The 22,484-nt window shown below is 63.2% G+C and carries 20 protein-coding genes; 13 read left to right on the top strand and 7 right to left on the bottom strand.

The features are described from left to right. Nucleotides 1-49 precede the first annotated feature (49 nt). The 4 genes from AB4Y77_RS08095 to AB4Y77_RS08080 all read left to right on the top strand — a co-directional run bounded on the left by AB4Y77_RS08095 (nucleotide 50) and on the right by AB4Y77_RS08080 (nucleotide 2,812). Nucleotides 50-910, top strand: a complete 861-nt coding sequence (locus tag AB4Y77_RS08095) for a hypothetical protein (protein ID WP_442013522.1) — start codon at nucleotides 50-52, stop codon at nucleotides 908-910. Nucleotides 911-1,056: 146 nt separating this feature from the next. Continuing rightward, nucleotides 1,057-1,680, top strand: coding sequence for a LysE family transporter (locus tag AB4Y77_RS08090; protein WP_311213886.1), 624 nt, complete (start codon nucleotides 1,057-1,059; stop codon nucleotides 1,678-1,680). A 36-nt stretch (nucleotides 1,681-1,716) separates the two neighbouring features. After that, nucleotides 1,717-2,070 carry a hypothetical protein gene (locus AB4Y77_RS08085; protein WP_442013521.1) on the top strand — a complete coding sequence of 118 codons (354 nt, stop codon included), beginning with the start codon at nucleotides 1,717-1,719 and terminating at the stop codon, nucleotides 2,068-2,070. Nucleotides 2,071-2,098: 28 nt separating this feature from the next. Next, entirely contained in the window at nucleotides 2,099-2,812 is a 714-nt protein-coding gene (locus AB4Y77_RS08080) for an ASCH domain-containing protein (RefSeq protein WP_311213888.1), read from the top strand. On the opposite strand, the gene AB4Y77_RS08075 is transcribed toward AB4Y77_RS08080, so the two are convergent. Further along, nucleotides 2,802-3,839: a LacI family DNA-binding transcriptional regulator gene (locus AB4Y77_RS08075; RefSeq protein WP_442013520.1), complete on the bottom strand. Its 1,038-nt coding sequence runs from the start codon at nucleotides 3,837-3,839 to the stop codon at nucleotides 2,802-2,804. The two genes, AB4Y77_RS08080 and AB4Y77_RS08075, sit on opposite strands and share 11 nt — an antisense overlap. Before the next feature lie 212 nt (nucleotides 3,840-4,051). Between AB4Y77_RS08075 and uriH the strand changes: the two genes are divergently transcribed. From uriH to AB4Y77_RS08060, 3 genes are read left to right on the top strand one after another with little or no spacing between them, the layout of a single operon-like run. After that, nucleotides 4,052-5,077: a uridine-preferring nucleoside hydrolase UriH gene (gene uriH / locus AB4Y77_RS08070; protein WP_442013783.1), complete on the top strand. Its 1,026-nt coding sequence runs from the start codon at nucleotides 4,052-4,054 to the stop codon at nucleotides 5,075-5,077. Further along, nucleotides 5,077-6,522 (top strand): uridine transporter UriT, encoded by a 1,446-nt coding sequence (gene uriT, locus AB4Y77_RS08065; RefSeq protein WP_442013519.1) that lies wholly within the window; start codon nucleotides 5,077-5,079, stop codon nucleotides 6,520-6,522. The genes uriH and uriT overlap by 1 nt, the downstream gene beginning before the upstream one ends. Then, complete coding sequence (locus AB4Y77_RS08060; protein WP_442013518.1) at nucleotides 6,519-7,475, top strand: ribokinase; 957 nt, start codon at nucleotides 6,519-6,521, stop codon at nucleotides 7,473-7,475. The genes uriT and AB4Y77_RS08060 overlap by 4 nt, the downstream gene beginning before the upstream one ends. A gap of 79 nt (nucleotides 7,476-7,554) precedes the next feature. On the opposite strand, the gene AB4Y77_RS08055 is transcribed toward AB4Y77_RS08060, so the two are convergent. Next, nucleotides 7,555-7,866, bottom strand: a complete 312-nt coding sequence (locus AB4Y77_RS08055; RefSeq protein ID WP_442013517.1) for a hypothetical protein — start codon at nucleotides 7,864-7,866, stop codon at nucleotides 7,555-7,557. Nucleotides 7,867-7,966: 100 nt separating this feature from the next. Between AB4Y77_RS08055 and AB4Y77_RS08050 the strand changes: the two genes are divergently transcribed. The 3 genes from AB4Y77_RS08050 (at nucleotide 7,967) to AB4Y77_RS08040 (ending at nucleotide 11,308) form a co-directional block, all read left to right on the top strand. After that, complete coding sequence (locus tag AB4Y77_RS08050; RefSeq protein WP_442013782.1) at nucleotides 7,967-8,581, top strand: TetR/AcrR family transcriptional regulator; 615 nt, start codon at nucleotides 7,967-7,969, stop codon at nucleotides 8,579-8,581. A gap of 100 nt (nucleotides 8,582-8,681) precedes the next feature. Then, nucleotides 8,682-9,242: a low molecular weight protein-tyrosine-phosphatase gene (locus AB4Y77_RS08045; protein ID WP_311213894.1), complete on the top strand. Its 561-nt coding sequence runs from the start codon at nucleotides 8,682-8,684 to the stop codon at nucleotides 9,240-9,242. Next, a complete protein-coding gene (locus AB4Y77_RS08040; RefSeq protein ID WP_442013516.1) occupies nucleotides 9,239-11,308 on the top strand; it encodes a chorismate-binding protein in 2,070 nt (689 codons plus the stop codon). Before AB4Y77_RS08045 ends, AB4Y77_RS08040 begins: the two co-directional genes overlap by 4 nt. Before the next feature lie 58 nt (nucleotides 11,309-11,366). On the opposite strand, the gene cls is transcribed toward AB4Y77_RS08040, so the two are convergent. Beyond that, the gene (gene cls / locus AB4Y77_RS08035) at nucleotides 11,367-12,839 is read right to left on the bottom strand and encodes a cardiolipin synthase (RefSeq protein ID WP_442013515.1); all 1,473 of its coding nucleotides are present in this window, start codon (nucleotides 12,837-12,839) and stop codon (nucleotides 11,367-11,369) included. Nucleotides 12,840-12,926: 87 nt separating this feature from the next. Between cls and AB4Y77_RS08030 the strand changes: the two genes are divergently transcribed. Together AB4Y77_RS08030 and AB4Y77_RS08025 are read left to right on the top strand one after the other, a co-directional pair. Continuing rightward, the gene (locus AB4Y77_RS08030) at nucleotides 12,927-13,868 is read left to right on the top strand and encodes an aminodeoxychorismate lyase (RefSeq protein WP_311213897.1); all 942 of its coding nucleotides are present in this window, start codon (nucleotides 12,927-12,929) and stop codon (nucleotides 13,866-13,868) included. A 251-nt stretch (nucleotides 13,869-14,119) separates the two neighbouring features. Beyond that, nucleotides 14,120-15,574: an amino acid permease gene (locus AB4Y77_RS08025; RefSeq protein WP_442013514.1), complete on the top strand. Its 1,455-nt coding sequence runs from the start codon at nucleotides 14,120-14,122 to the stop codon at nucleotides 15,572-15,574. A 302-nt stretch (nucleotides 15,575-15,876) separates the two neighbouring features. On the opposite strand, the gene AB4Y77_RS08020 is transcribed toward AB4Y77_RS08025, so the two are convergent. The 4 genes from AB4Y77_RS08020 to AB4Y77_RS08005 form a co-directional block, all read right to left on the bottom strand. Beyond that, entirely contained in the window at nucleotides 15,877-16,359 is a 483-nt protein-coding gene (locus tag AB4Y77_RS08020) for a carboxymuconolactone decarboxylase family protein (protein WP_442013513.1), read from the bottom strand. A gap of 178 nt (nucleotides 16,360-16,537) precedes the next feature. Beyond that, nucleotides 16,538-17,602, bottom strand: a complete 1,065-nt coding sequence (locus tag AB4Y77_RS08015; protein WP_442013512.1) for a PLP-dependent cysteine synthase family protein — start codon at nucleotides 17,600-17,602, stop codon at nucleotides 16,538-16,540. Then, nucleotides 17,596-19,218, bottom strand: coding sequence for an aromatic amino acid ammonia-lyase (locus AB4Y77_RS08010; protein WP_311213901.1), 1,623 nt, complete (start codon nucleotides 19,216-19,218; stop codon nucleotides 17,596-17,598). Before AB4Y77_RS08010 ends, AB4Y77_RS08015 begins: the two co-directional genes overlap by 7 nt. Then, nucleotides 19,218-20,546, bottom strand: coding sequence for an NtaA/DmoA family FMN-dependent monooxygenase (locus AB4Y77_RS08005; protein ID WP_442013511.1), 1,329 nt, complete (start codon nucleotides 20,544-20,546; stop codon nucleotides 19,218-19,220). The genes AB4Y77_RS08010 and AB4Y77_RS08005 overlap by 1 nt, the downstream gene beginning before the upstream one ends. 154 nt (nucleotides 20,547-20,700) lie before the next feature. Between AB4Y77_RS08005 and AB4Y77_RS08000 the strand changes: the two genes are divergently transcribed. Next, nucleotides 20,701-22,407: a SulP family inorganic anion transporter gene (locus AB4Y77_RS08000; protein ID WP_442013510.1), complete on the top strand. Its 1,707-nt coding sequence runs from the start codon at nucleotides 20,701-20,703 to the stop codon at nucleotides 22,405-22,407. The last annotated feature ends 77 nt before the right edge of the window (nucleotides 22,408-22,484 follow it).

Raw genomic sequence — 22,484 nt, 5'->3', positions numbered from 1 at the left:
AATACGAACTCATCTCGTGCCCGGGGTACGAAGAAAGGACGGTATCAGCATGATTACGCTTCAGCTCACACAACCGGACAGTGAGGTTATGAGCTCGATTGCGGTAGCAATCTTCGTAACCTCGGCAGCCATTGGCTTAGCTGGCTTTGTATGGGCGTTTCTTCAGCAGACCGTTTTGCGCTCCGAAGCGTCCAGGAACGCTTGGAAGTTCTATCCGAGGCTACGCAACCGCTATGGGGCCAGGATTGCACCTTTCATGCCAAGAGCCATTCGGGATCAACGTGAAATTGTTCTCGACCTTAAGCTGAACACTTCTCTGGCGTTTGCCACCTGCGTATTCGGCCTTACAACAGCTATCTCGTCGTATCTGCTTCTTAGCTTGGCATGGCAATTTTCAAGACTTCGAAACTGGAATGGGTTCGAATCTGCCGTAGCCTTCTCAGTGGTTTTGGGGGTATTGGCAGCCGTTCTGACGTATTCAATACAGGTAACCGCATCTCGGCGTCGACGACTCCTTCGTGCGGCCATGGCTGTCGCCCTAGGGGCAAGGAATTATGGCCCGGCCTCCACCGGAGCCGACCAGCGATCCTTAGTTTCCTCCGGTCAGGCTTTTCTTTCGGCCGCAATCGCCCTAGGGATACCGCCGGAAAATCCGCGCATAGCTAAGGTCAAGCGCCATCTCTCGGACGAGGGACGTCAGCGTCACAGCAGGGTGAATAAGAACCTCGTCAATCAAGTCACGAAGGTAGTGTGCGAGGTGTACTCAGGTGACCACGCCATGACGATGCGGAGAGGATTCGGCGACGTCATACCTAGCAGATTTCAGAGATGGTTCACAGCCGTCTCTTCATCAGCAATTGTTGTCGCGGCCCTCAATTGGGTGCTGAGCCTGATAAAACCGATCCCTTAGATCCTGTGTTGTGGCTTCCTGACCTGCTTTGGATTCAGTGGGCATAGGAATCAACCTATTCCGGGTGCATTTTGCTGTCGCGAGGACCAGACAGGGTCAGGAAGCAACAGGTCCAAACCACCCACTGACCGGGCATAAGCTGAGGTGTGCAGTTTTCACTTTGGCTGGCCCTCGTTGGTGCCGGCACCCTGATCAGTTTCACCCCCGGCGCCGGCGCGATCTTCACCATGAGCAACTCGCTCAATTCCGGCTTCCGACGCTCCATCTGGGGCATTCTCGGACAGCAGGTGGCTCTGGTCATCCACATCGTCATCGTTGCCTTGGGTGTCGGCGTACTGGTTTCCAACTCGCCGGTCATCTTCAACGTCATTCGCTACGCGGGCGCGGCCTACTTGGTCTACCTGGGCATCCGGCAGTTCCTGCGCAAGCCGGACCTGGACGAGGAAAAGGTGGAAAGCGAGAAGAACGAGTCCGCCCTGTCCATGTTCCAGCGCGGCATTTGGGTGAACCTGCTGAACCCGAAGGCAATTGTCTTCTTCCTTGCCTTCATGCCGCAGTTCATCAGGCCAGACCAACCCCTGCTTCAGCAGTACGCTGTGCTGACGGCCACGGTCTTGTTCATTGACATCATGGTGATGTGGTTCTTCTTCGCCCTTGCCGCCAGGTCCTTCCAACGGTTCACCCACGATCAACGCGGCCAAACAATTTTGAACCGCATCTTTGGCTGCCTGTTCGTCCTTGTGGGCATCCTGCTCGCAGTCATTCACTAGCTCCCCCGAACACACGCGGCTGCTACCGTCGAAGCCATGGAACCGGACTGGATCGAACACCGACGAGCGGACGACCGTGAGCACGTGGGGTGGATGAAGCCCGTTGACGACGGATTCGTGGCCATTGACCTGCTGGGACGCCCGCGCACGGAAGTCGTGGATTGGTTGAGCGCGGAGGAAACTCTTGACGAGCTCGGGCTGCGCTACCTCGCCGACCCGCACGAGCTACTGCTCGACGACGGCGCGTGGCAGCGGGTCCGGATCGCGGAAGTAACGCCAACGGTGGTCAGGGTGAAAAAGGAAGATTGGGGCGATATGACCGCTCCGCAGATCTACTTCACCGTGCCCAACCCCGTCTCGGAGGACCAGCTTCGCCCGCTCTCCCGTTGATAACCACCCCGTGTGCAAGGCTTCACCTATGGAACCTTTGAATTCGGAACGTCGGGTCATCGAGGCAGCCGAAGCGCTCGCCAAGACCCTCGGCACCGATCTAAACCACACTGTTGCAGCAGCCGCTATGGACGCGAACGGTCACATCTACGAGGCCGTCAACGTCCATCACTTCACCGGTGGCCCCTGCGCTGAACTCGTCGCTTTAGGTATTGCTGCCACAGCAAAGGCAGGACCGTTAGTCACCATGGCAGCAGCTGGTTGCGGGGGACGCGGGCTGATTTCACCGTGTGGCAGGTGTCGCCAGGTGATGCTCGACTTGCACCCAGATATCCTAGTAGCCGTTCCCACGACGGACGGACCACAGATGCGACCCATCGCGAAGCTGCTTGCGGACGCGTATGCCTTTCCGGAAAGCAACGCTGAGCGGGTGGTCCGCTTCAACAAGCGCTACTACGACGCGATTGTTAGTGGCCGGAAGACCTCGACGGTTCGATGGGACGAACAAATATCAGTCGGTACGGCGCTCTTCTACTTCGAAGACGACGTAGAACACGCGCCGTTGCAGGGCCACGTTCTTGAAGTCCAACACCACCGGCTCTCTGAATTGACGATCGAGAAGCTCCGACTGGAGGCAGGCGCAAGCGTGGAGGACTACGTTGAGGGGCTTAAGCGCCACTACCCGTTCATGCCGCCTGAGGCATATGTCGATGTCGTCGACTTTCGAGTAGCTAAGACGTAGACCCCCGAACCACCAGCGAGCTCTCGAGCGTCACGTGGGGCTCGTCCAGCGGCAGGCCCTCCATGAGTCCCCGCAGCTGCTCCCCCGCTTTACGGCCCAAGGGCGTTGCCGGCAGGTGCACGCTGGTGAGGCTGGGGTTGCTGGTGGCTGAGTAGGGCAGGTCATCGAACCCTGCCACAGCCAGCTGCTCCGGGATCCGGACACCCTCCACACGCGCTTCCTGCAGAACGCCATAAGCGTGCGTGTCAGTACCGCAGACGACGGCGGTCACCCCCTCGCGCTGCCACTCCGGCCAGGCGTCGGCGAACGCGGCGGCGGCAGCACCGACGTCGATCGGGGTGCTGATGACATGTCCAGGGGCTACCGAAAGTCCACAAGCCGCAGCCTCCGCAAGGAAGGCTTCGCGCCGCAACTGGAACGTGGTTGTTCCCGTCACGCCATCCACGTAGGCGGCGCGGGTGTGCCCGGAAGACGCCAAATGCCGGGCAAGTTCCCGCGCACCCTGGGCGACATCAAGGTTCACGGACGGCGCGTAGGACTCAAGACCGGGCGCATCCAGCAGGACCAGCGGGCCGACCGCGGACAGATCTTCCAGGAACTCCGCGCTGGGCGCCCCCACCAGCAAACCGGCGGGGCGCAGCGCCAGGAGCTTGCGGACATCGTCAGCCTGCGGCGACTCACCGGCGTCGGTCACGGAAAGCAGCAGCTGGTACTGGGATCCAAGCGATTCCCGTACGCCTGCAATGACGTTGGCGAAGAAGGGGTTGGAAACATCCGGTGTCACCAGGATGACAATCGAACTGACGCCGCGGGCCAGGGAACTGCCGATGCTGTCCACCACGTAGCCGAGTTCGGAGATAGCCAAGCGGACCCGGGAGATGTTGTCCTCGGAGACGCGCCCCTGGGTTTTTCCGTTCGCCACCAGGGAGACGGTCGCCGTCGAAACGCCTGCACGGGCGGCCACCATCGCAGCCGTCACCCGAGGCGAACGGGGCGGGCGGCCGTGGCGCCGATCCAGGGATTCCATGCATCGATCGTAGCGTTCATAGACCGGCCTGACCTGCGACAAGGCATCAAGCGCTTGACGTTGCGAGCACAGCAGTGGATGCCAGAGCAACGTTAAGCGTTTGACGTAACCCACAAACCAGTGCCAGAATTCCCCTGAATGCTTAGCGCCCTGCCCGGGGCAAGTACCTGGCAGGCCCCAATGACGTGGAGAGAACCGTGGAACCCAACACCATGACACCAGCACGCAAGAAGATCATTCTTGACTGCGACCCTGGCCATGACGACGCCGTGGCGTTGCTGCTGGCGCACGGCAATCCGGACATCGAGCTCCTGGCCGTCACAACGGTGGTGGGCAATCAAACCCTGGAAAAGGTCACCCGGAACGCCCTCTCGGTAGCCACCATTGCCGGCATCACCGGCGTCCCCTTCGCAGCCGGCTGCGACCGCCCCCTGGTCCGCACCATCGAAACGGCCCCCAGCATCCACGGCGATTCCGGCATGGACGGCCCGGAGCAGCCCGAGTCCGCCATCGAGCTGGACCCGCGCCACGCCGTCGACCTCATCATTGAAACCGTCATGGCACACGAGCCGGGCACCGTCACTCTGGTCCCCACTGCTGGCCTCACCAACATTGCGATGGCTGCCCGCAAAGAGCCGCGCATCGTGGAGCGCGTGAAGGAAGTTGTCCTCATGGGCGGCGGCTACCACGTGGGCAACTGGAGCGCCGTGGCGGAGTTCAACATCATCATCGACCCCGAAGCCGCACACATCGTTTTCAACGAAAAGTGGCCCGTGGTCATGGTCGGTCTCGATCTCACGCACCAGGCGCTGGCCACGGACGAGGTGGTGGACCGCATAGCAAAAATCGGCACCAAGCCGGCCAAGTTCGTCATGGAGCTCATGGACTTCTTCCAGAAGACCTACAAGGACGCCCAGGGCTTCGATTTCCCGCCGGTCCACGACCCCTGCGCTGTGGCCTACGTGATCGACCCCACCGTCATGACCACCCGCAAGGTCCCTGTGGACATTGAACTCCAGGGCAAGCTCACACTCGGGATGACCGTTGCCGACTTCCGCGCTCCGGCCCCCGAGGACTGCCACACGTCGGTCGCCGTCGAGCTCGACCACAAGAAGTTCTGGGACCTGGTCACCGATGCGATTGAACGGATCGGCGAACCAACGCACGACGCCGGCGCTGCCGCCACCGCTGACGTAAACGCCACCGCAGAGGCCATCCTGGCAGGAGAGGCAAAGTAATGTCCTCCCCCGCAGCTGAATCCAAGTCCGCCCGCGGCAACGTCACAGCCCTCATGGTTGCCCTGTTGGCAGCCTGTGTGGCCTTCCAGCTCAACGCCTCCATGCTCAGCCCGGCCTTGGTCACCATGGGCAACGAACTCAACACGGACCAGGCCACCATCGGCCTGTCCCAGACCTGGTTCTTCACGGCAGCAGCGCTCTTCTCGCTGTTCCTCCCCCGCCTGAGCGACATCGTGGGCCGCAAGAAGATCCTCGTCGGCATGATGATCCTCATGGCTGTCGGTTCGGTCATCGCAGCGATGGCCCCGGACGTGACGTGGCTCTTCGTGGGCCGCATCATCCAGGGCGTTAGCGGCCCCACGGTTCCACTGTGCCTGATCATGCTCCGCTCCGCCGTCACCAACCCGCGCAAGTACGGCACACTCATGGGCCTCATCACGGCAGTCAACGGCGGCGTGGCCGGCGTCGACTCGTTCGTGGGCGGCTACTTCGCTGAGAACTTCGGCTTCCGCAGCATCTTCTGGCTCATGGTTGCACTGGCCTTGGTAGCCACCGTCCTGATCGCCGTCCTTGCCGGTGAAAGCAAGCCTGCCGCCGGCACCACCATGGACTGGCTGGGTGTGTTCTTCATCGTTGTCGCCGTTGGTGCACTGCTTACGGCTCTGAATGAGGGTGCCAAGCTGGCCACGGCTTTCGATGCCGGCACCCTAACGCTGGCGATCGTGCTCACGGTGATTGCCGTCGTCGCATTCTTCGCCTTCTGGACCGTGGAGAAGCGCGCCAAGCAGCCCATGGTGGAAACCGTGCACCTGCGCCAGCGCTCCACGTGGGCGCCGCTGCTGACCACCACCCTCACCATGACAGGCATCTTCGCAGTCATCAATGGCATCGTCCCCGCCTACGTCCAGGCTGCAGATCCGGGCTTCGGCGTGGGCCCTACGGAGATGTCGCTCATCATCCTGACCCCTTACGCCCTGCTGGGTTGGCTGTTCGGCCCGATCAGCGGCCGCCTGGCACCCGTCCTCGGCTACACCAAGGTCCTGCGCATCGGCCTGGTCGGCAGCCTCGTTGCCTTGGCGATCATCGCGTTCTTCGGCCTGAACAACCTGCCCATGATGATCGTGGGAACGGCCTTGCTGGGCATCATGTACGCCGGTACCGTCAACATCATGCTGAACGGACTGGGCGTAGTTCTCTCGCCGCAAGGTAACCCTGGCTTCCTGCCTGGCATGAACGCCGGCGCCTTCAACCTCGGCGCCGGGCTGAGCTTCCTGGTCCTTCCGGCCGTCCTGGTGGCCACAGCTTCGCTCAATGATGCCAAGGCCTCTTACCTGACCGTTGTAGTGGTGGGCCTCGCCATCACACTTGCCGCCTTCGCCGCGTCGCTCCTTATTCCCAAGCCCGTGGACGCAGAAGTGACCGAGAACCAGAAGGTGACCGCATGACCACGGCACCCAAGGCGGGAATCGTCGTCGTCGGCTCCCTCAACGCAGACCTCACCATCTACTGCGACCGCCTCCCCCAACCCGGTGAGACGGTTCACGGCAACGGTTTCGCAGTGAATCCCGGCGGCAAGAGCGCCAACCAGGCGGTGGCTGCCAGCAAGCTCGGTGGTCAGGTCAGCCTGATTGGCGCCGTGGGCGACGACCCCAACGGCACCATGCTCCTGGACTCGACGGCCAGCGCGGGTGTGGACGTGTCACGCGTCCTCCGCAGTGACGTGGCCACCGGCGTCGCCGTCATTTCCGTGGACGCGAGCGGCGAGAACAGCATCATCATCTCGGCCGGTGCCAATGGCACGCTCAGGCCTTCGGACGTCACGTCCGATGCCTTCCAGGATGCGGCGGTTGTGTGCCTCTGCCTGGAAGTGGGGATTGATACTGTGACGGCCGCAGCCCAAGCAGGGCACGACGCCGGCGCAACCGTTCTGCTCAACCTCTCGCCTTACGCGGAGGTACCGGAGGTTCTGGCGGACTTGAGCGACGTGCTGTTGGTTAATGCCCACGAGGCGTCGTTGTTCCTTGGCGCCGAAGCGGACATTCCGGACGCCGACGCAGAAACCGAAGCCTGGGAGCCGGTCCGGAGCCAGTTCGCGGACCGCGGTCTGCAACGGGTTCTGGTGACACTGGGTGCGCATGGCTCGGTGGTCTTGGATTCGATGGCACATGGCGTTGAAGACCAGATCACCCGTATTGCCCCGACACGTGTTTCCGCCGTTGACACCACGGGTGCCGGCGATGCCTTCACGGGCGCTGTCGCTGCGCGTCTGGCGGCTGGAGAATCCTTGGCCGATGCCGCCGCGTTTGCCTCAGTGGCCGCTGCTTTGGCTGCAACCAAGAAGGGCACGCAGGCCGCGTACCCGGAGATCGCCGACGTCGAGCAACTGCGGGACGCCTAGCCCCGCGGCGGCACCCAACTGGGTCGCAATTGAGCGCGTTTTGAGCCTTCAAAACGCACTCAATTGCGACCTACTTGGGTTAAGCGGCTTTGCGGGCTGCTCGTTGCGCTGAGCGCTCCACTGCCTTGCGGGACAGGGCGCCGTGGCCGGCCATCAACCGGGGCACCACGACGTAAACAGCGGCCGGAACCACGAGCGCCGTGAGCAGCAGCGCGCGAAGGACTGGGTGCAACGGCTCCATGATGGGGCCGAGGAGCAGCATGCCGATGGATACCAACGGGAAGATGGCGAGCCAGGTAATAAGCGCCCGCATGTGAACGGAGGGCCCCTGCGGGCGGGCGGCTGACGCTGTGGGTTCGACGGCGGCTTGGGAGGTTGTTTGGGTGGTCATGGCATTCTCCAACTAAACGGTTGCTTTTGGCTTGAGATCACAATATCCCCACCTGCCAAGATTTACAACCATCCAGTTGGAAACTGGTAATATGACTGCTATGGCGTGGGACACAGAGCGAACCAAGGGACTGCTGCTCAAGGCAGCGACGTCCGAGTTTTGCGCGCGCGGACTAGCAGGTGCCCGCATCGACCGCATCGCCACAGAGGCCGGGGTCAACAAAGAGCGGATCTACCAGTACTTCGGCAATAAGAATGCGCTTTTCGACGCCGTGATCGTCGCCGCGCTGAGTTCACTCATGGATGAAGTACCCATTGAAGGCCACGGGCCAGAGGCCATGGCAGACTACGCCGGCCGGCTCTTCGACCACCACCAGAAAGACGCCACGGCACCACGCCTCCTGTTCTGGGAAGGGCTGGAACGGGGCGCGGAGGTTGTGGGACTGCCGAAGCGGATGGCCAACTGCGCGTCGAAGGTCAACAGCACCATCGCCGCCCTCCCCGGAATCTCCAGGGAAGACGCCGGAGACCTGCTCATCACCATCGTGAGCCTCTGCGACGCCGCACCCGTACTGCCGGCACTCGACGGACTGATGGCCGGCAATGACCCCGGCCGCGCGCAAAGGCGACGCGCCGCCGTCGTACGCACCGTTTACCTGGCCGCTGCAGCGCTGGCTGCCGAAGCCTCCAACGCTGATTCGACCCTCATCACCTAGGCACTTTCCGCGCCCTCTGTGACAGCTTTGACAAGGAAAAGTGACTCAGTTGTGAAGTGGCCCCTAGCCAAGAAGGGGTGCCATCAATCATGCTTGCAGAATGTACTCAACGACGAGCCCATACCGCATCATCACGGTCTGCACTGGAAACATCTGCCGCTCGCCCATGGCAGCGCTCATGCTCACCGAAGCCTTCGACGCGGAAGGGCTCGGCCAGCTCGTAACGGTGGACTCTGCGGGCACCACAGGGTACGAGGTGGGGCATCCGATCGACCCCCGCGCCGCACGTGTCCTCACAGCCCAGCACATCGCTTCCGAGGACCACGCAGCCCGGAAATGGCGGCATGAATGGTTCGCTGAACGCGACCTGATCCTTGCGCTCGACGTAGACCATTTCGGCTGGCTCCAAGAAGGGGCGCCGGACCGCGCTTCACTCGAAAAAGTGCGAATGTTCCGCAGCTTCGACCCCCGCATGGAAGGGCGCAGCTCCCTGGACCTCGGCATCGAAGACCCCTGGTACGGCGGCCACACCGACTTCGACAACACCTGGACGCTCATCAAGGCCGCCAACCCGGGCATCGTGCAGTACGTCAAAGCAGCAATCGCCTCCGCGGAGGCCGCCGCTGACAACGACCACCAGCAGGTAACCTCTATGACATGACCCCTGCACCCGTGATCATCGCTGTTGACGGCAGGTCCGGCGCAGGAAAAACCACACTGGCCGTTGAACTGGCGGCACGGTTGCGGCAGCACCACAAGGTTTCACTGTTCCACTTGGAAGATATCTACCCCGGCTGGAACGGTCTCATGCCCGGCATTGAGCGTTACGTCGGCACGGTCCTGACACCGCTCAGCTCCGGCCAGGCAGCGGAATGGACCAGCTGGGACTGGGAACGGCATTACGACGGCGGACTGAACGTCACGCTGCCCGCCGAGATCGTGATTGTTGAGGGCGTTGGCGCTGCTGCGGACGCTGCCCGGCCCATGCTGGACGCCGTGGTGTGGGTGGAAGCGCCCGGTGACGATCGCCGTCGTCGTGCGTTGGCGCGGGACGGAAGCACCTACGAACCCTACTGGGACAGCTGGGCAGCCCAAGAGGATGAGTGGCTTTCCACCGATCAGGTCATCGGCGCCGCCGATGTGCGCGTGCAAAACCTTGCCGACGGCAATGCGCCGCAAGATGTCCTGCAAGCGCTCATGTACCTGCCTTCAGTTGCTTCGATTTTGTCACCCGAGCTCAGTGCACGGCGTGGTCTCCAACTACGCGCCGAGCGTCTGGACGCTGTCCCTGACGCTGAACAGCTCTTCGAATCCCTGTATGCCCGCTCCGGCAACGCCGTGTGGCTCGATTCCTCCAATGCCTCGGCCGTCGCCGGCAGGTCCCAGGCCGCCGCCCGCAGCCGCTTCAGCATCCTGGCAGACGACGGCGGCACGTATGGACAGTCGGTACGCCACCTGTCCGGGACCACCCACGTCACAGCGGGCACAGCCACTGTCACCGCTTCCGGGCCGTTCTTCCGGTGGCTCGATACCGTCTGGGGCCGCAGGGCAGTCCGCGCGCCCCGCGGGTACGACGGCCAATTCACGCTCGGCTGGCTCGGCTACCTCGGCTACGAACTCAAGCGCGAAACCGGCGGCAACGACGTCGCCTCCCACACCCCGGACGCGGCGCTGCTCTTCGCCGGACGGGCTGTGGTGCTGGACCACCGGGAACGGACCGTCTGGCTGCTCGCCCTGGAAGCGCCCGACGCCGACGAGTGGTTCCGCGCGGCCCGCACCGCCGTCGGGGCTGCGTCGGTTGGCTCGGCTCCCGCCTCTTCCGGCGGCGCCTCTTCCGGCGGCGTCGCTTCCGGCGGCGTCGCGTCAGGGGCCGTCCCGGAATTCGTGAGCCGGGACTCCGCGACGGACTACAAGCGCAAGATCGCGGACTCCCAGCACGAAATCAGCGAGGGAAACTCGTACGAGATCTGCCTGACCACCACCCTTGAAGCCCCCGCCGGGGAGCTGGATCCATGGCGCAGCTACCTGAACCTTCGACGCCGGAACCCGGCACCGTTCGCCAGTTACCTCCGTTTCGGCGAACTGGTGGTGGCGAGCACGTCGCCTGAACGCTTCCTCCGGATCCTGTCCGACGGCGGCATGCGTGCCGAGCCGATCAAGGGCACCCGGGGCCGCTCATCCGACGCCTCCGAGGATGCTGCTTTGCGGCACGACCTCGAGACGTCGCTGAAGGACCGCGCCGAGAACATCATGATCGTGGACCTGCTGCGCAACGACCTCAGCCACTTCGCCATCCCTGGTTCCGTGACGGTCAGCCGCTTGTGCGCGATCGAAAGCTACGCCACCGTCCACCAAATGGTCAGCACCATTGACGCCCACCTGCAGCCGGGCGCACCCCGTGCGGAAGCCCTGGCTGCGGCCTTCCCCGCCGGTTCCATGACGGGAGCGCCAAAGATCAGCACCATGGACATCCTGGACCAGCTCGAGTCCGGGCCCCGGGGCATCTATTCGGGCGCCATTGGCTACTTCTCACTGAATGCGGCCACGGACCTCGCCGTGGTGATCCGTACCTTGGTGGTCAACCCTGACGCCGACGGTGGTCGTACGCTCTCCCTCGGCGTGGGCGGGGCCATCACCGCGGACTCCGTAGCCGACGACGAGTACGAGGAAATCCGGACCAAAGCGTATGGCGTGCTGTCCACGCTGGGCGCCGAATTCCCGAACTGAGTTTTAGTACAGCTAACGCCCCTAAGAGCACCGCTACAGGGCATCAGCTGTACAAAAACTACTGGAGCGTCGCGGTCAATCTGGCCACATTATCCACATACTTGGCCAACGGGGGTCTATCCATCCAGTCGTCCAGCATAAGCTCACGGGACACCTCGCGATACGTGGACTCCACTGCCCGCATGAGGTCCACGGTTTCGGAGCCAAGGAGCATCACCGAGACCTCCATGTTCAGGGAGAAGGAGCGCATGTCCATGTTGCTGGAACCGAGAACGGCTACCTCGTCATCAATGGTGAAGTGCTTGGCGTGGAGGACGTACGGCGCCCGGTACAGGTAAATTCGGACACCGGCCCCCAGCAAGGCTTCGTAGTAGGAACGCTGGGCGTGGTGGACCAGGAACTGATCACCCTTCTCGGAGACGAAGAGTTCAACGTCAACACCTCGCTGCGCAGCCGTGGTGATGGCATAGAGCAGGGAATCGTCCGGGACAAAGTACGGGCTGCAGATGGAGATCCGGTGCTGCGCCGAGTAAATCAGCGTGTTGAACAGGCGCAGGTTGTTTTCGGTGGCGAAACCGGGGCCACTTGGCACTACCTGGGCGGTGACCTGGCCCGGCGCCGGCCGCGTGGGCAAGCGCAACTGGTCTTCCAGAGATTCGTCGGTTTCGCTGAGCCAGTCCGTAGCGAACACCACGTTGAGCGTGGCCACGATCGGGCCCTCCAACCGGGACATGAGCTCCACCCATTTGCGGCCCACCTTGTGGTGCTTGGGGTTGTTGTAGGAAGGCTCAATCAAGTTTTGCGAGCCGGTGAACGCAATCTCGCCGTCAATGACCATGATCTTGCGGTGGTTCCTGAGGTCGGGGCGCCGCCATTGACCGTGGATAGGCAGCAGGGGCAGCATCCGCTTCCATTGGATCTTGCCTGCTTTGAGGCGGCGGATCAGTCTGCGGTATCCCTTAACGCGCAACGTTCCGATGTGGTCGAAGAGCAGCCTGACCGTCACACCGCGTTCAGCCGCGTTCTCCAGTTCGGTGAGCAATTCGTCCGTCACGGAATCGCTGCTCATGATGTAGAACTCGGCGTTGACGTAGCTCTTGGCGCCCTTGACTGCCTCAGCCATGGCTTTGATGGATTCTTCGTAGCCGGGAATCAGCTCCACTTTGTTGCCGTCAACCATGGGCAACGATCCAAGCCGGTGGTTCAGCTCACCAGCCGACTTCACCCATTCCGGCCCAGAGTAGATGCTGACGGGATCAGCCAGATCGGAGGTCACCGCACGAACACGGCGATTGACCTCCTCCTGCTGCTCACGCCGGCGCCGCGACAGCTTGAAATTGCCGAAGAGCAAGAACAGAACGAACCCAACAGATGGGATGAGGAACACAGCCAAAAGCCAGGCCATGGCGGTAGTGGGACGCCGGTTGCCGGGGATGATGCCCAGCAACACAATGCGCATAATGACTTCCGCAATGGCCCATGCACCCAGCAACCAGGTCCACTCCTGGCCAAACGGAAAAGGAAAGAACACCCGACAAACCCCCACAGTTCATGAACATCAGTGACCACAGCCTATCCGGCAAAGTCCCGTCCAGCGGGTCCGCACTAAGCTGGGACCATGACTTCACCTGCCCCCACGGTCCTCGTTTTCCTGGACCCCGCCTTCGAAAACGGTCGTATCGCCGATTCCAGCCAGCCTCAACTCATGGCAACGGATCTGGGTGCCACCCGCGGCGACGGCGTGTTCGAATCACTCCTCGCTGTGCAAGGCCGCCCCCGCAAAGTCCAGGCTCACCTGAACCGATTGGGCAGTTCCGCAGCAGCCTTGGACCTGGCGCTTCCCGGGCAGGATGTCTGGCGCCGCGCCATCGAGACGGCCATCAACGAATTCCGCGACGCTCACCCCGCCCCCACGCCTGAAGAGGACGAGGTCGTGGTCAAGCTGATCGTGACCCGCGGCGTTGAAGGCGCCGCCAGCCCCACGTGCTGGGTACAAGCTTCGCCCTCGCCTGCGGGCAGCCGCCGTCAGCGCCAGACGGGTATCGACGTCGTGCTTTTGGACCGTGGCTTCGATACCGAAGCAGGCGAGCGCGCGCCGTGGCTGCTGCTGGGCGCGAAGACGCTTTCTTATGCCGTGAACATGGCGGCGCTTCGCTACGCCCACAAGCAGGGTGCCGACGACGCGATCTTCACCTCCACTGACGGCCGGGTCCTGGAAGGCCCGACGTCCACCGTGTTGCTTGCGCACCTTGAAACGGTCGACGACGGCGACGGTTCCGTCAGGACGGTTCGTCGCCTCATCACTCCCCAGCTTGATAGCGGCATCCTCCCGGGCACCTCGCAGGGCGCATTGTTCGCCGCAGCGAAGGCCGCTGGCTGGGAACTTGGTTATGGCCCCTTGGAGCCGCAGGACCTGTTCGATGCCGACGCCGTCTGGCTGATCTCCAGCATCCGGCTGATCGCCCCCGTGAACCACATCAACGGTAAAGAAGTGGGCACGCCCGAGGTGCGCAAACAGCTCACTGCTGAGCTGAACCACCTGTTCGCCGGGATCGAGTAAGTCTTTTTTTCTGCGGGTCCGCTTATGGAGCTCCGCATGGAACCTAACAGATAACAAGTAGAGTAATCGCTCGCGTGACCTATTGATTAGGAACTCTTAGCCTCAGCCGAGGGCCGTTTGCGCGTTCAATCGCGTTCCTTATCCTCCTTGAAATGGTCCTTCGTCATGTGATGAATCTTGTTCTCGTGTTAGTTGGATCACGTCCGGCTGGTACTACTTCAGACTTTGCTGGCTAACTTCCCGGAGGGAATATGGGACTCAGCTCCCCCACAGAAGCCGAAGCATCGGCAACCGAGGCACAGACCCACACTGATGCCTCACAGACAGGATTGCGCCGGTCCATGGAGGCCCGGCACCTGGTCATGATCGCCATGGGCGGCGTCATCGGATCAGGCCTGTTCGTCAGTTCGGGCTACACCATCGCCACGGCCGGCCCGCTGGGCGCGGTCCTGGCGTTCCTCATCGGCGCCGTGGTGGTCTACCTGGTGATGGCCTGCCTCGGGGAGCTCGCTGTTGCGTTCCCCGTCTCCGGCGCCTTTCACATTTACGCCGCCCGAACCATCGGCCCAGCCACGGGATTCGCCACTGCCTGGCTGTATTGGCTTTGTTGGGCCGTGGCCCTCGGCTCGGAATTTACAGCGGCCGGCCTCCTCATGCAGCGCTGGTTCCCGGGCGTCGACGTCTGGATCTGGTGCTTCGTCTTCGCTACCGTCCTGTTCACGCTGAACGCCATTTCATCGCGTGTCTTTGGCGAATCAGAGTTCTGGTTCGCGCTCATCAAGGTCGCCGCCGTCGTCGGCCTGATCATCCTTGGTGGCGCCGCATTGGCGGGCTTCCACCCCCTCGCCGCGGGCGAGTACCCCTCCTTTGGCGAGAACTTCACCACGCCGGAGGGTCTGTTCCCGAACGGTTTCACCGGCGTGTTCGTGACCTGCCTGGCAGTCTTCTATGCCTTCTCCGGCTCGGAACTGATCGGCGTGGCCGCGGGCGAAACGGCCAACCCGGGCGCCAACATACCCAAAGCCATGCGCACCACGGTCATCCGGCTCATGATCTTCTTCGTCGGCGCGATCACGGTCATCGCGGCCACCATTCCCTATGAAAAAGTCAGCGTGGACGAAAGCCCGTTCGTGACGGTCTTCTCCATGCTCGGCATCCCGTACGCGGCGGACATCATGAACTTTGTGATCATCACGGCGCTGCTCTCCGCAGGCAACTGCGGTCTCTTCTCCTGCGCACGCATGCTCTTCTCGTTGGCTGACGAAGGCCACGCACCGCAGGTCTTCAAGAAGCTCACTAAGCGCGGCATCCCCATGGTGGCGCTCTGCGTGAGCATGCTTGGTGGCCTGGCCTCCCTGATCAGCAGCGTTGTAGCACCGGCCACCGTTTACCTTGTGCTCGTCTCGGTAGCCGGCTTCGCCACCGTCGGTGTCTGGATGTCCATCGTGGCCTCGCATTTCATCTACCGCCGGACCTTCATCAAAAACGGCGGTGACCTCAGCACGCTGCCCTACAAGGCACCGCTGTTCCCGCTGGTCCCGATCCTGGCTTTCGCTCTGTGCGTGGTATCCCTGATCGGGATCGCCTTCGACCCCAACCAGGTAGCGGCGCTGCTGTTCGGCGTTCCGTTCGTGGGCGCCTGCTACGCCGTCTTCTACTTCAAGTACGGCCGACGGCGGTCACTCAAGAAGGCAGTGGACGCATAGGTCTTCCTGCTCCGTAGCTTCCTGACTTTGTTTGGGCGCAGATCAGCCCTTGGACAACCTTTGCGGGTTGACCAAGGGCTGATCCCATCTCAAAGAGGGTCAAGACGCCACACTCCCGGCCCGCCATCACCCACATTGGAACCCGGGCAGCCCTGACACTCCGGGCAAGGGGTGTGTCGGACGGGCCCTGCTACGCAAAGTTGGTGGTGGAGGCACGCCCATTATTTATCGGGCCTACTTCCTGGCTGGGCCTATTTCTTGGCTGGGCCTACTTCCTGGCCGCACCTACTTCCTGGCTGGGCCTACTTCTTGGCCGCGCGGACCGGGTGCTCGCTCAAGATGGACAGGCGGTTGAAGGCGTTGATTCCGATGGCGGCCATGCAGAGCACACTGATCTGCTGGTCGTTGTAGTGTTGCCGGGCCTGATCGAAGAGCTCGGGGCTAGGCCGCGAGGAGCTCATCCGGGTGATCTGCTCTGCAATTTCCATCGCGACCACTTCCGCGGGCTCGAAGAGCTGCACTTCCTTGTAAACAGCCACCAAGGACAAACGCTGTTCCGATTCGCCGTACTTCAGGGCCCGGCGATGGTGAAGGTCCAGGCAGAAGGCGCAACCGTTGATTTGCGAGCAGCGATAGTTGATGAGTTCAAGGGTCCGGCGCGAAATACCCAGCCGGTCTGCTTCGTCTACGAGCTGCTGGGAGTAATGGCTCAGAGTCGCATAAAGGTCCGGCTGCTGCTTGTCCAGATAGCCGGCCAGACGTGGTTTTGTTTCCTGTTCAGGCATGGTTGGAGCCTAACGCAAAGGCGCCGGGCACCTTTAGGTGAGAGAAGGTCCACCCCAAACCCGCGGGACGTGAGAGAAGGTCCACCCCAAACCCGCGGGACCTGAGAGAAGGTCCACCCCAAACCCGCGGGACATGAGAGAAGGTCCACCCCAAACCCGAGGGACGTGAGAGAGGGTTCTACTCGCGGGCGGCGGGGGTGTCGGCGGCGAGCCGGATGCCGTGCTCTGCCAGCCACACGGGGTTGAAGGCCTTGCTCATATAGTTCGTCCCGGCGTCGGGCGCTATGGCAACCACCACCGAGCCGTGAGGCGCGGCGCGTGCCACCCGGATGGCAGCGGCGACGGCGAGCCCCGAGGAGGGGCCGAGCGCGAGCCCTTCCTCGTCGAGGAGCCGGTGAACGGTGGTGTAAACCTCGTCGTTGGGGATGCGGAGGAAGCGGTCCACGATGGAACGGTCGAAGGCCTTGGGCCACTCGGGTTCCGGCCAGGAGTTGCCCACGCCGTCCACCAGGATCTCGCCGGGATGGCCGCCGCTGTAGGCAGAGCCAAAGGGGTCCGCGCCAACAACTTCCAGATGTCGGCCCGGGCGCAGGGCACCTACCTGTTCCTTCAAGAACCGCCCGTTCCCGCTGATGGTCCCGCCGGTTCCGATGCCCGCGACGAAGTGCGTGACCAGGCCGCCCGTCTGCTCCCAGATTTCGGGTCCGGTGGTTTCGTAGTGCGCCAGGGGGTTGGCGGGGTTGTCGAACTGCATGGGACGCCACGCACCGGGCGTCTCGGCCGTAATCCGCGCAGCCACAGCCCGGGCGTTCTCCGGCGACTCCGACGGCGCATTCCAGTCGGTCAGGATCACGCGGGCGCCGTAGTTGTGCAGCGCGGCGAGCTTCTCCTCGGAGATCGTGTCACCTGTCACCACCACTACGGGATGACCGGTCAGGTGGCCAATGAGCGCCAGTCCGATCCCGGTGTTGCCCGAGGTGCTCTCCACGATGGTGGCTCCCGGCTTCAGCTCCCCGGACCTCTCAGCCGCCCGAACCATGCTGAGTGCAGTGCGGTCTTTGATGGAGCCGCCGGGGTTTTCGGACTCAAGCTTGATGTGGATGGTGCTGCCCAGTCCACGGCCCAGCGACTCCAACTTCACCAGTGGCGTGTTGCCCACTTTGTCCAGGACCGAGGCGTCCAGCCCGGCCGGCAGTCGGGCCGATGCGTGGGCTCCATGCTGACGAATCGCCGTACTCACCACGATCCAACCCCTTCCTCTGATTCCGGGAAAACCTGATCCACGGCGCCGCGCAGTTCAGTCCGCGCCCGTTCCACAAGATCCGGCGCCGATGGCCTGTCGGCCAGCACGTCAGCGAGTCGACCCACGACGACGCCGGTCCCCTTCCCGAGCGGTTGCGCAGCTCCCGCTTCGAGCAGCAGATAGGACGCCGTCAGCGCCTCGATCGTCAACAGCTTTTCCAGCACCTCCGCCGACTTTTCGAGTTGCTGGAGGGCCAAGGGGGCCAATGTTGAGTGGTCCTCGACGTCGGCGGACAGGGTCGGTGCGCCAAGAGTGGCCGGGGCGGCCAGGAACTTGAGTTCGGCCAATAGCCCGGCCGCGGAGTACCACAGCAGCCCGGGCAGTTCCTCCTGGGCAAGCCCGGAAGCCGAGGCAGATTCCAGTCCGGCCTCGGTTCCCGACCCTGCAGACGATGCTTGGCTCGATGCTGCTTGCAAGTGCTTGGCCCGGATGGCCCGTTGCGGCGGATACAGCTTGGCGATGCGGCGCTCACTGGAAATCCCCACGTGCGCCAACGCCAGCCGCAGACCCTCGAATGCTAGAGCCAGTTGCATCGGCTGGAAGTTCCCGCCGGACACCATGAGCCCGGATTCGACATCCACCAGGGGATTGTCGCCGCGACCATTCAGTTCCACTTCCAAGGCAACACCAAGTTGCGTCACGAGGGATCGAAACGCCCCGTGAGTCTGCGGTGCGGCCCGGAAGGACAACGCATCCTGCACCGACACCTCGGAACGCACATCCTCCATCCAGCCACCGCTCAGCAGGTGTCGCACAGTTGCCGCCGAATCACCCTGGCCGTTCACCGCCTTGGCCGCTTGGATAGCCGGCGAAAACGGGCTGAGGTTCCCGCCGCCGTCGTACCTTGCGATGGTCTCCAGCGAAAGGGAGAGCGCGACGTCGGCCAGCCGGGCCAGATGGTGCAACCGCAGCAAGGCGAGGGTCCCGGCGCCGACGGAATACGCGTTGGCGCTCACCAAGGCGAGCGCCTCACCGGGGGCGAGGACGAGGGGTTGAAGGCCGGCATCGGCGAGCGCTTTGGCACCCGGGACCAAGGCGCCGTCGGCGTCGAAGGCTTTGCCCTCACCGATGGCGACGGCGGCGACGGCGGCCAGCTGGGTGAGGTCCGATGAGCCCACCGACCCTTCGCGCGGGATGGCGGGCAGGACGCCACGGTTGAGGAGCCCGGCATAGAAGTTTGCTGTTTCGGGCCGCACGCCGGAACCGCCGCGGCTGAAGCCGATCAGCCGGGCGAGGATCACGGCGCGGGCAGCGGGACGGTCCAGATACGATCCCACGCCGCTGTTGTGATACCTGACCACCTGGACCTGATAGGCCAGGAGCGACTTCTCCTCCACAGCGGTGTCCCGGCCGGAGCCGAGCAACGTATTGAGTCCATAAACCCGCTGTCCGGAGGCGGCGGTACGCTCCAGTACGTCACGGGAGCGACCGATCAAAGACAACGCATCTGGGTTGAGTTTCACGTGGAACGCCGGATCAGAGGCGGCCAGCGCCACGTCTGCAGCGCGCACCGGAGCCGTTCCCAGCACTAAAGTCCGCGGTTTGGAAGACGTCATCAGAAATCCAGGAGATTCTGCCGGAACCCACCGTTGCCGTAACTCGTCCTCAACAGGCCTCGCCGCCGTAGTTCAGGGGTGAGCTTGTCCAGGACACCGTGCACGGTTACCGGGTCCACGAAGCCGGAGAAGAGGAACCCGTCGCCGCCCACCTCGGAGCCGGTCGACTCAAGGTAATCTGCGATCTCGCCCACCGTGCCGATGATCGAATCCCCTGCCCCGCCGCTCCGGGCCTGCAGGATCTCGCGCAGCGTGGAACCGGGAGGGGCCGCCTTGGTGAAGTGTTCCAACGTCCCCTGGTTGCTGTTGGTACTCAGCTCCGGGAGGGGTGCGTCGAGGTCGAACTGCTTGAAGTCGATCACCGACAGGTAGGAGATGGAGTTCAGCTGGCTGTCGATGTCGCGCTGGGTGAGCTCACGACGCCGGGCCCGCAATTCCTCGGCCTCGGCAGCAGAACCAACCACGGTGGGCTTCAGGACAAAAAGTACCTTGACGTCGTCGGGGTTCCTGCCGGCTTTGGCGGCCTCCGCGCGAATCGAGTCACGGTAGGACTTCATGCCTTCAACACCACGGGCCAACGCAATGGCCACATCGGCATGACCACCCGCGAACGCCTTGCCCCGGGGAGACGCGCCAGCCTGGACCAGTACGGGTTCCTCCGGCAGCGGCGCCGTATTCAGTGGACCGCGGACCTTGAAAAAGTCGCCGTCGTGGTTGATCGGGTGGACCTTGGTGTGGTCGGCAAACACCCCAGCGGAGACGTCCTCAAGGACAGCGCCCGGTTCCCAGCTCCGCCAGAGCCGCCTGACGACGTCGACGAATTCCTCCGCTCTTTCATACCTAAGGTCGTGTTCAATCTGCTGGTCCAACCCGTAGTTCTGGGCGGCGAGGTCACTGCCGGACGTGACCACGTTCCAGCCCAGCTGGCCCGCAGAGAAGTGCTGCAACGTGGCGAGGAGGCGGGCGGCAGTGAAGGGCGGGTAGAACGAGGCACTGACGGTCGGGACGATTCCCAGGTGCTCGGTGGCGGAGAGCAGGTACGGGACCAGCGCCAGCGGATCGTGTTTCGGGGCAAAGGAGGCGTGAGCCAGGGACACCTCCGCAGATCCGCCATACGTGTCCGGCACGGTGAGGGAATCCTCGATGATGAAGAGGTCCAACCCGGATTGTTCGAACGCCCGGACAGCGTCCTGGTACAGGGCGGGTTTCTTCCAGTCGTAGCCCAGGCCGTAACCGGGCGTCCCCCACCCCTGGACACCGAATCCGTGGCCCACAAACCATCCAAAGTGCAGCATGGGCTTGAGTGTAGAACTGCTCTGTCCGTTCACCGCGACCTGATTTCATGCGAAGTTACAGGGGGACGTACTGGGTCAATTATGCTCCCGGGGCGTCATATTTGAACGCGGCTGGAGACGGCCCGGATTTTCCACATAAGGCGTATGTCGTGTTCCGCAAACAGCAGGCGTCGGGAATGATCGCTGTATGAGTGCAGCAACCACCCGCCCCTCCGCCAAGGACCGGCTGTCCAGCGTCTGGGCCCTCAAGGGTTACAAGCGGGAATGGCTGCGGCACGATCTGATTGCGGGCGCTGCACTGTTTGCTCTGCTGGTGCCCGCCGGGATGGCCTACGCGCAGGCGGCAGGGCTTCCCCCGGTCACCGGGCTCTACGCGACAGTGGTCCCGCTGCTGGTTTATGCGGTGGTGGGACCTTCCCGCATTCTGGTCCTGGGACCCGATTCTGCCCTTGCTCCCATGATTGCCGCGGCCATTGTGCCGCTGGCAGCGGGAAGCAGCGAAAAATCCGTGGCGCTGGCCGGCTTGCTGGCCGTGTTGATCGGGGCGCTCATGCTTGCGGGCTCGGCACTGAAACTGGGAGCCATCACGGGCTTGCTGTCCAAACCCATCCGGCTCGGGTACCTCAACGGAATCGCGCTGTTGGTGGCCCTTTCGCAACTCCCGGCGTTTCTGGGGATTGAGGCCGACGGCGACATCTGGCAAAAGCTCGCGAAGGTCACCACCGGGTTACTGGGCGGCGAGGTCAACATCACCGCGCTGCTGTTGGGAGTCGGGTCGCTGGCTCTCATCTGGATCCCCCGGCTCCTGAAATGGAAGGTACCCGGCGTTCTGCTGGCGGTGGTTGGCTCGTGCGTTGCGACGGCGGTCTTCGGGCTCAACGGCGACGTCAAAGTCACCGGGGTCCTGCCGCAGGGCCTGCCCATGCCCGCACTCGGGGGCATCGGCTGGGCCGACGCCCTGACGCTGCTCCCTGCCGCCGCAGGCATTGCACTCATGGCTTTCGCTGACACAGGGGTGTTGTCACAGACATTGGCAGCCAAGGAAGGGAAGAAGGTCTCCGGAAACAGGGAGATGGCTGCGCTTGGTGCAGCCAATGCTGCTACAGGCCTCCTGGGCGGGTTCCCCATCTCCGGCAGTACCTCCAGGACCCCGGTGGCCGTGGATGCCGGCGCGAAATCCCAGATGACAGGGGTGGTGGGCTCCGTGTTGGTGCTGGCGTTCATGCTGCTGGCACCGGGCGTGACCGAGTACCTGCCATCGGCAACCTTGGCCGCCGTCGTCATCGCCGCAGCCATTGCCCTCGCGGATCCAGCGGGCGTCCGGCGGCTCCTGCGCCTGAGCCGCAGCGAGTCCGTGGTGATGCTGGCCGCGTTCGTGGGAGTGCTGACGGTGGGTGTCCTCCAGGGAATCGTGGTGGCCATCGCCTTGGCGCTCCTGGATTTTGTCCGCAGGGCATGGGATCCGTACCGAACCGAACTCGGCGCCGAGGAAGGCGTCCCCGGGTATCACGACCTTGAACGGCACCCCGAAGGCGAGCGAATTCCCGGGCTCTTGATCCTCCGGTTCGATGCACCCCTGTTCTTCGGCAACGGACAGGTCCTGGCCAGCTTTGTCAGGGAGCAACTCGACGAGGCCCCGGACGAGTCCGCGGAGCCCATTACCCACGTCATCCTTGCTGCAGAACCCATCACGGGGATCGACACCACCGCCTTGGATGACCTGGTAACCCTGGACGAATGGCTGGCCAGAAAAGGAGTGGACCTGGTGTTTGCCGAGCTCAAAGGACCTGTGAAGGACAAGTTGATCCGCCTTGGTACGGCGGCCCGATTTACGCCGGACCACTTCTACCCCACTGTCGGCGCGGCAGTGCGGGCGCTTAAGGACCGGCAGTGAAGCAGCCGCCGATTACGCAACATGACGACGGTGCAGCCACCCGCAAGTGCAGCCCGACGCCCGTGGATGTTACGTTT

This window comes from Paenarthrobacter sp. YAF11_1 (assembly GCF_052113445.1).
Classification (GTDB): domain Bacteria; phylum Actinomycetota; class Actinomycetes; order Actinomycetales; family Micrococcaceae; genus Arthrobacter.
This window is presented reverse-complemented; position numbering and strand designations above follow the sequence as displayed.

Excerpts from the sequence above, each read along its gene's own strand:
- AB4Y77_RS08095 (WP_442013522.1), top strand. The coding sequence starts at position 50 with ATGATTACGCTTCAGCTCACACAACCGGACAGTGAGGTTATGAGCTCG.
- AB4Y77_RS08085 (WP_442013521.1), top strand. The coding sequence starts at position 1,717 with ATGGAACCGGACTGGATCGAACACCGACGAGCGGACGACCGTGAGCAC.
- AB4Y77_RS08080 (WP_311213888.1), top strand. The coding sequence starts at position 2,099 with ATGGAACCTTTGAATTCGGAACGTCGGGTCATCGAGGCAGCCGAAGCG.
- AB4Y77_RS08075 (WP_442013520.1), bottom strand. The coding sequence starts at position 3,839 with ATGGAATCCCTGGATCGGCGCCACGGCCGCCCGCCCCGTTCGCCTCGG.
- uriH (WP_442013783.1), top strand. The coding sequence starts at position 4,052 with ATGACACCAGCACGCAAGAAGATCATTCTTGACTGCGACCCTGGCCAT.
- uriT (WP_442013519.1), top strand. The coding sequence starts at position 5,077 with ATGTCCTCCCCCGCAGCTGAATCCAAGTCCGCCCGCGGCAACGTCACA.
- AB4Y77_RS08060 (WP_442013518.1), top strand. The coding sequence starts at position 6,519 with ATGACCACGGCACCCAAGGCGGGAATCGTCGTCGTCGGCTCCCTCAAC.
- AB4Y77_RS08055 (WP_442013517.1), bottom strand. The coding sequence starts at position 7,866 with ATGACCACCCAAACAACCTCCCAAGCCGCCGTCGAACCCACAGCGTCA.
- AB4Y77_RS08050 (WP_442013782.1), top strand. The coding sequence starts at position 7,967 with ATGGCGTGGGACACAGAGCGAACCAAGGGACTGCTGCTCAAGGCAGCG.
- AB4Y77_RS08045 (WP_311213894.1), top strand. The coding sequence starts at position 8,682 with ATGTACTCAACGACGAGCCCATACCGCATCATCACGGTCTGCACTGGA.
- AB4Y77_RS08040 (WP_442013516.1), top strand. The coding sequence starts at position 9,239 with ATGACCCCTGCACCCGTGATCATCGCTGTTGACGGCAGGTCCGGCGCA.
- AB4Y77_RS08030 (WP_311213897.1), top strand. The coding sequence starts at position 12,927 with ATGACTTCACCTGCCCCCACGGTCCTCGTTTTCCTGGACCCCGCCTTC.
- AB4Y77_RS08025 (WP_442013514.1), top strand. The coding sequence starts at position 14,120 with ATGGGACTCAGCTCCCCCACAGAAGCCGAAGCATCGGCAACCGAGGCA.
- AB4Y77_RS08020 (WP_442013513.1), bottom strand. The coding sequence starts at position 16,359 with ATGCCTGAACAGGAAACAAAACCACGTCTGGCCGGCTATCTGGACAAG.
- AB4Y77_RS08010 (WP_311213901.1), bottom strand. The coding sequence starts at position 19,218 with ATGACGTCTTCCAAACCGCGGACTTTAGTGCTGGGAACGGCTCCGGTG.
- AB4Y77_RS08000 (WP_442013510.1), top strand. The coding sequence starts at position 20,701 with ATGAGTGCAGCAACCACCCGCCCCTCCGCCAAGGACCGGCTGTCCAGC.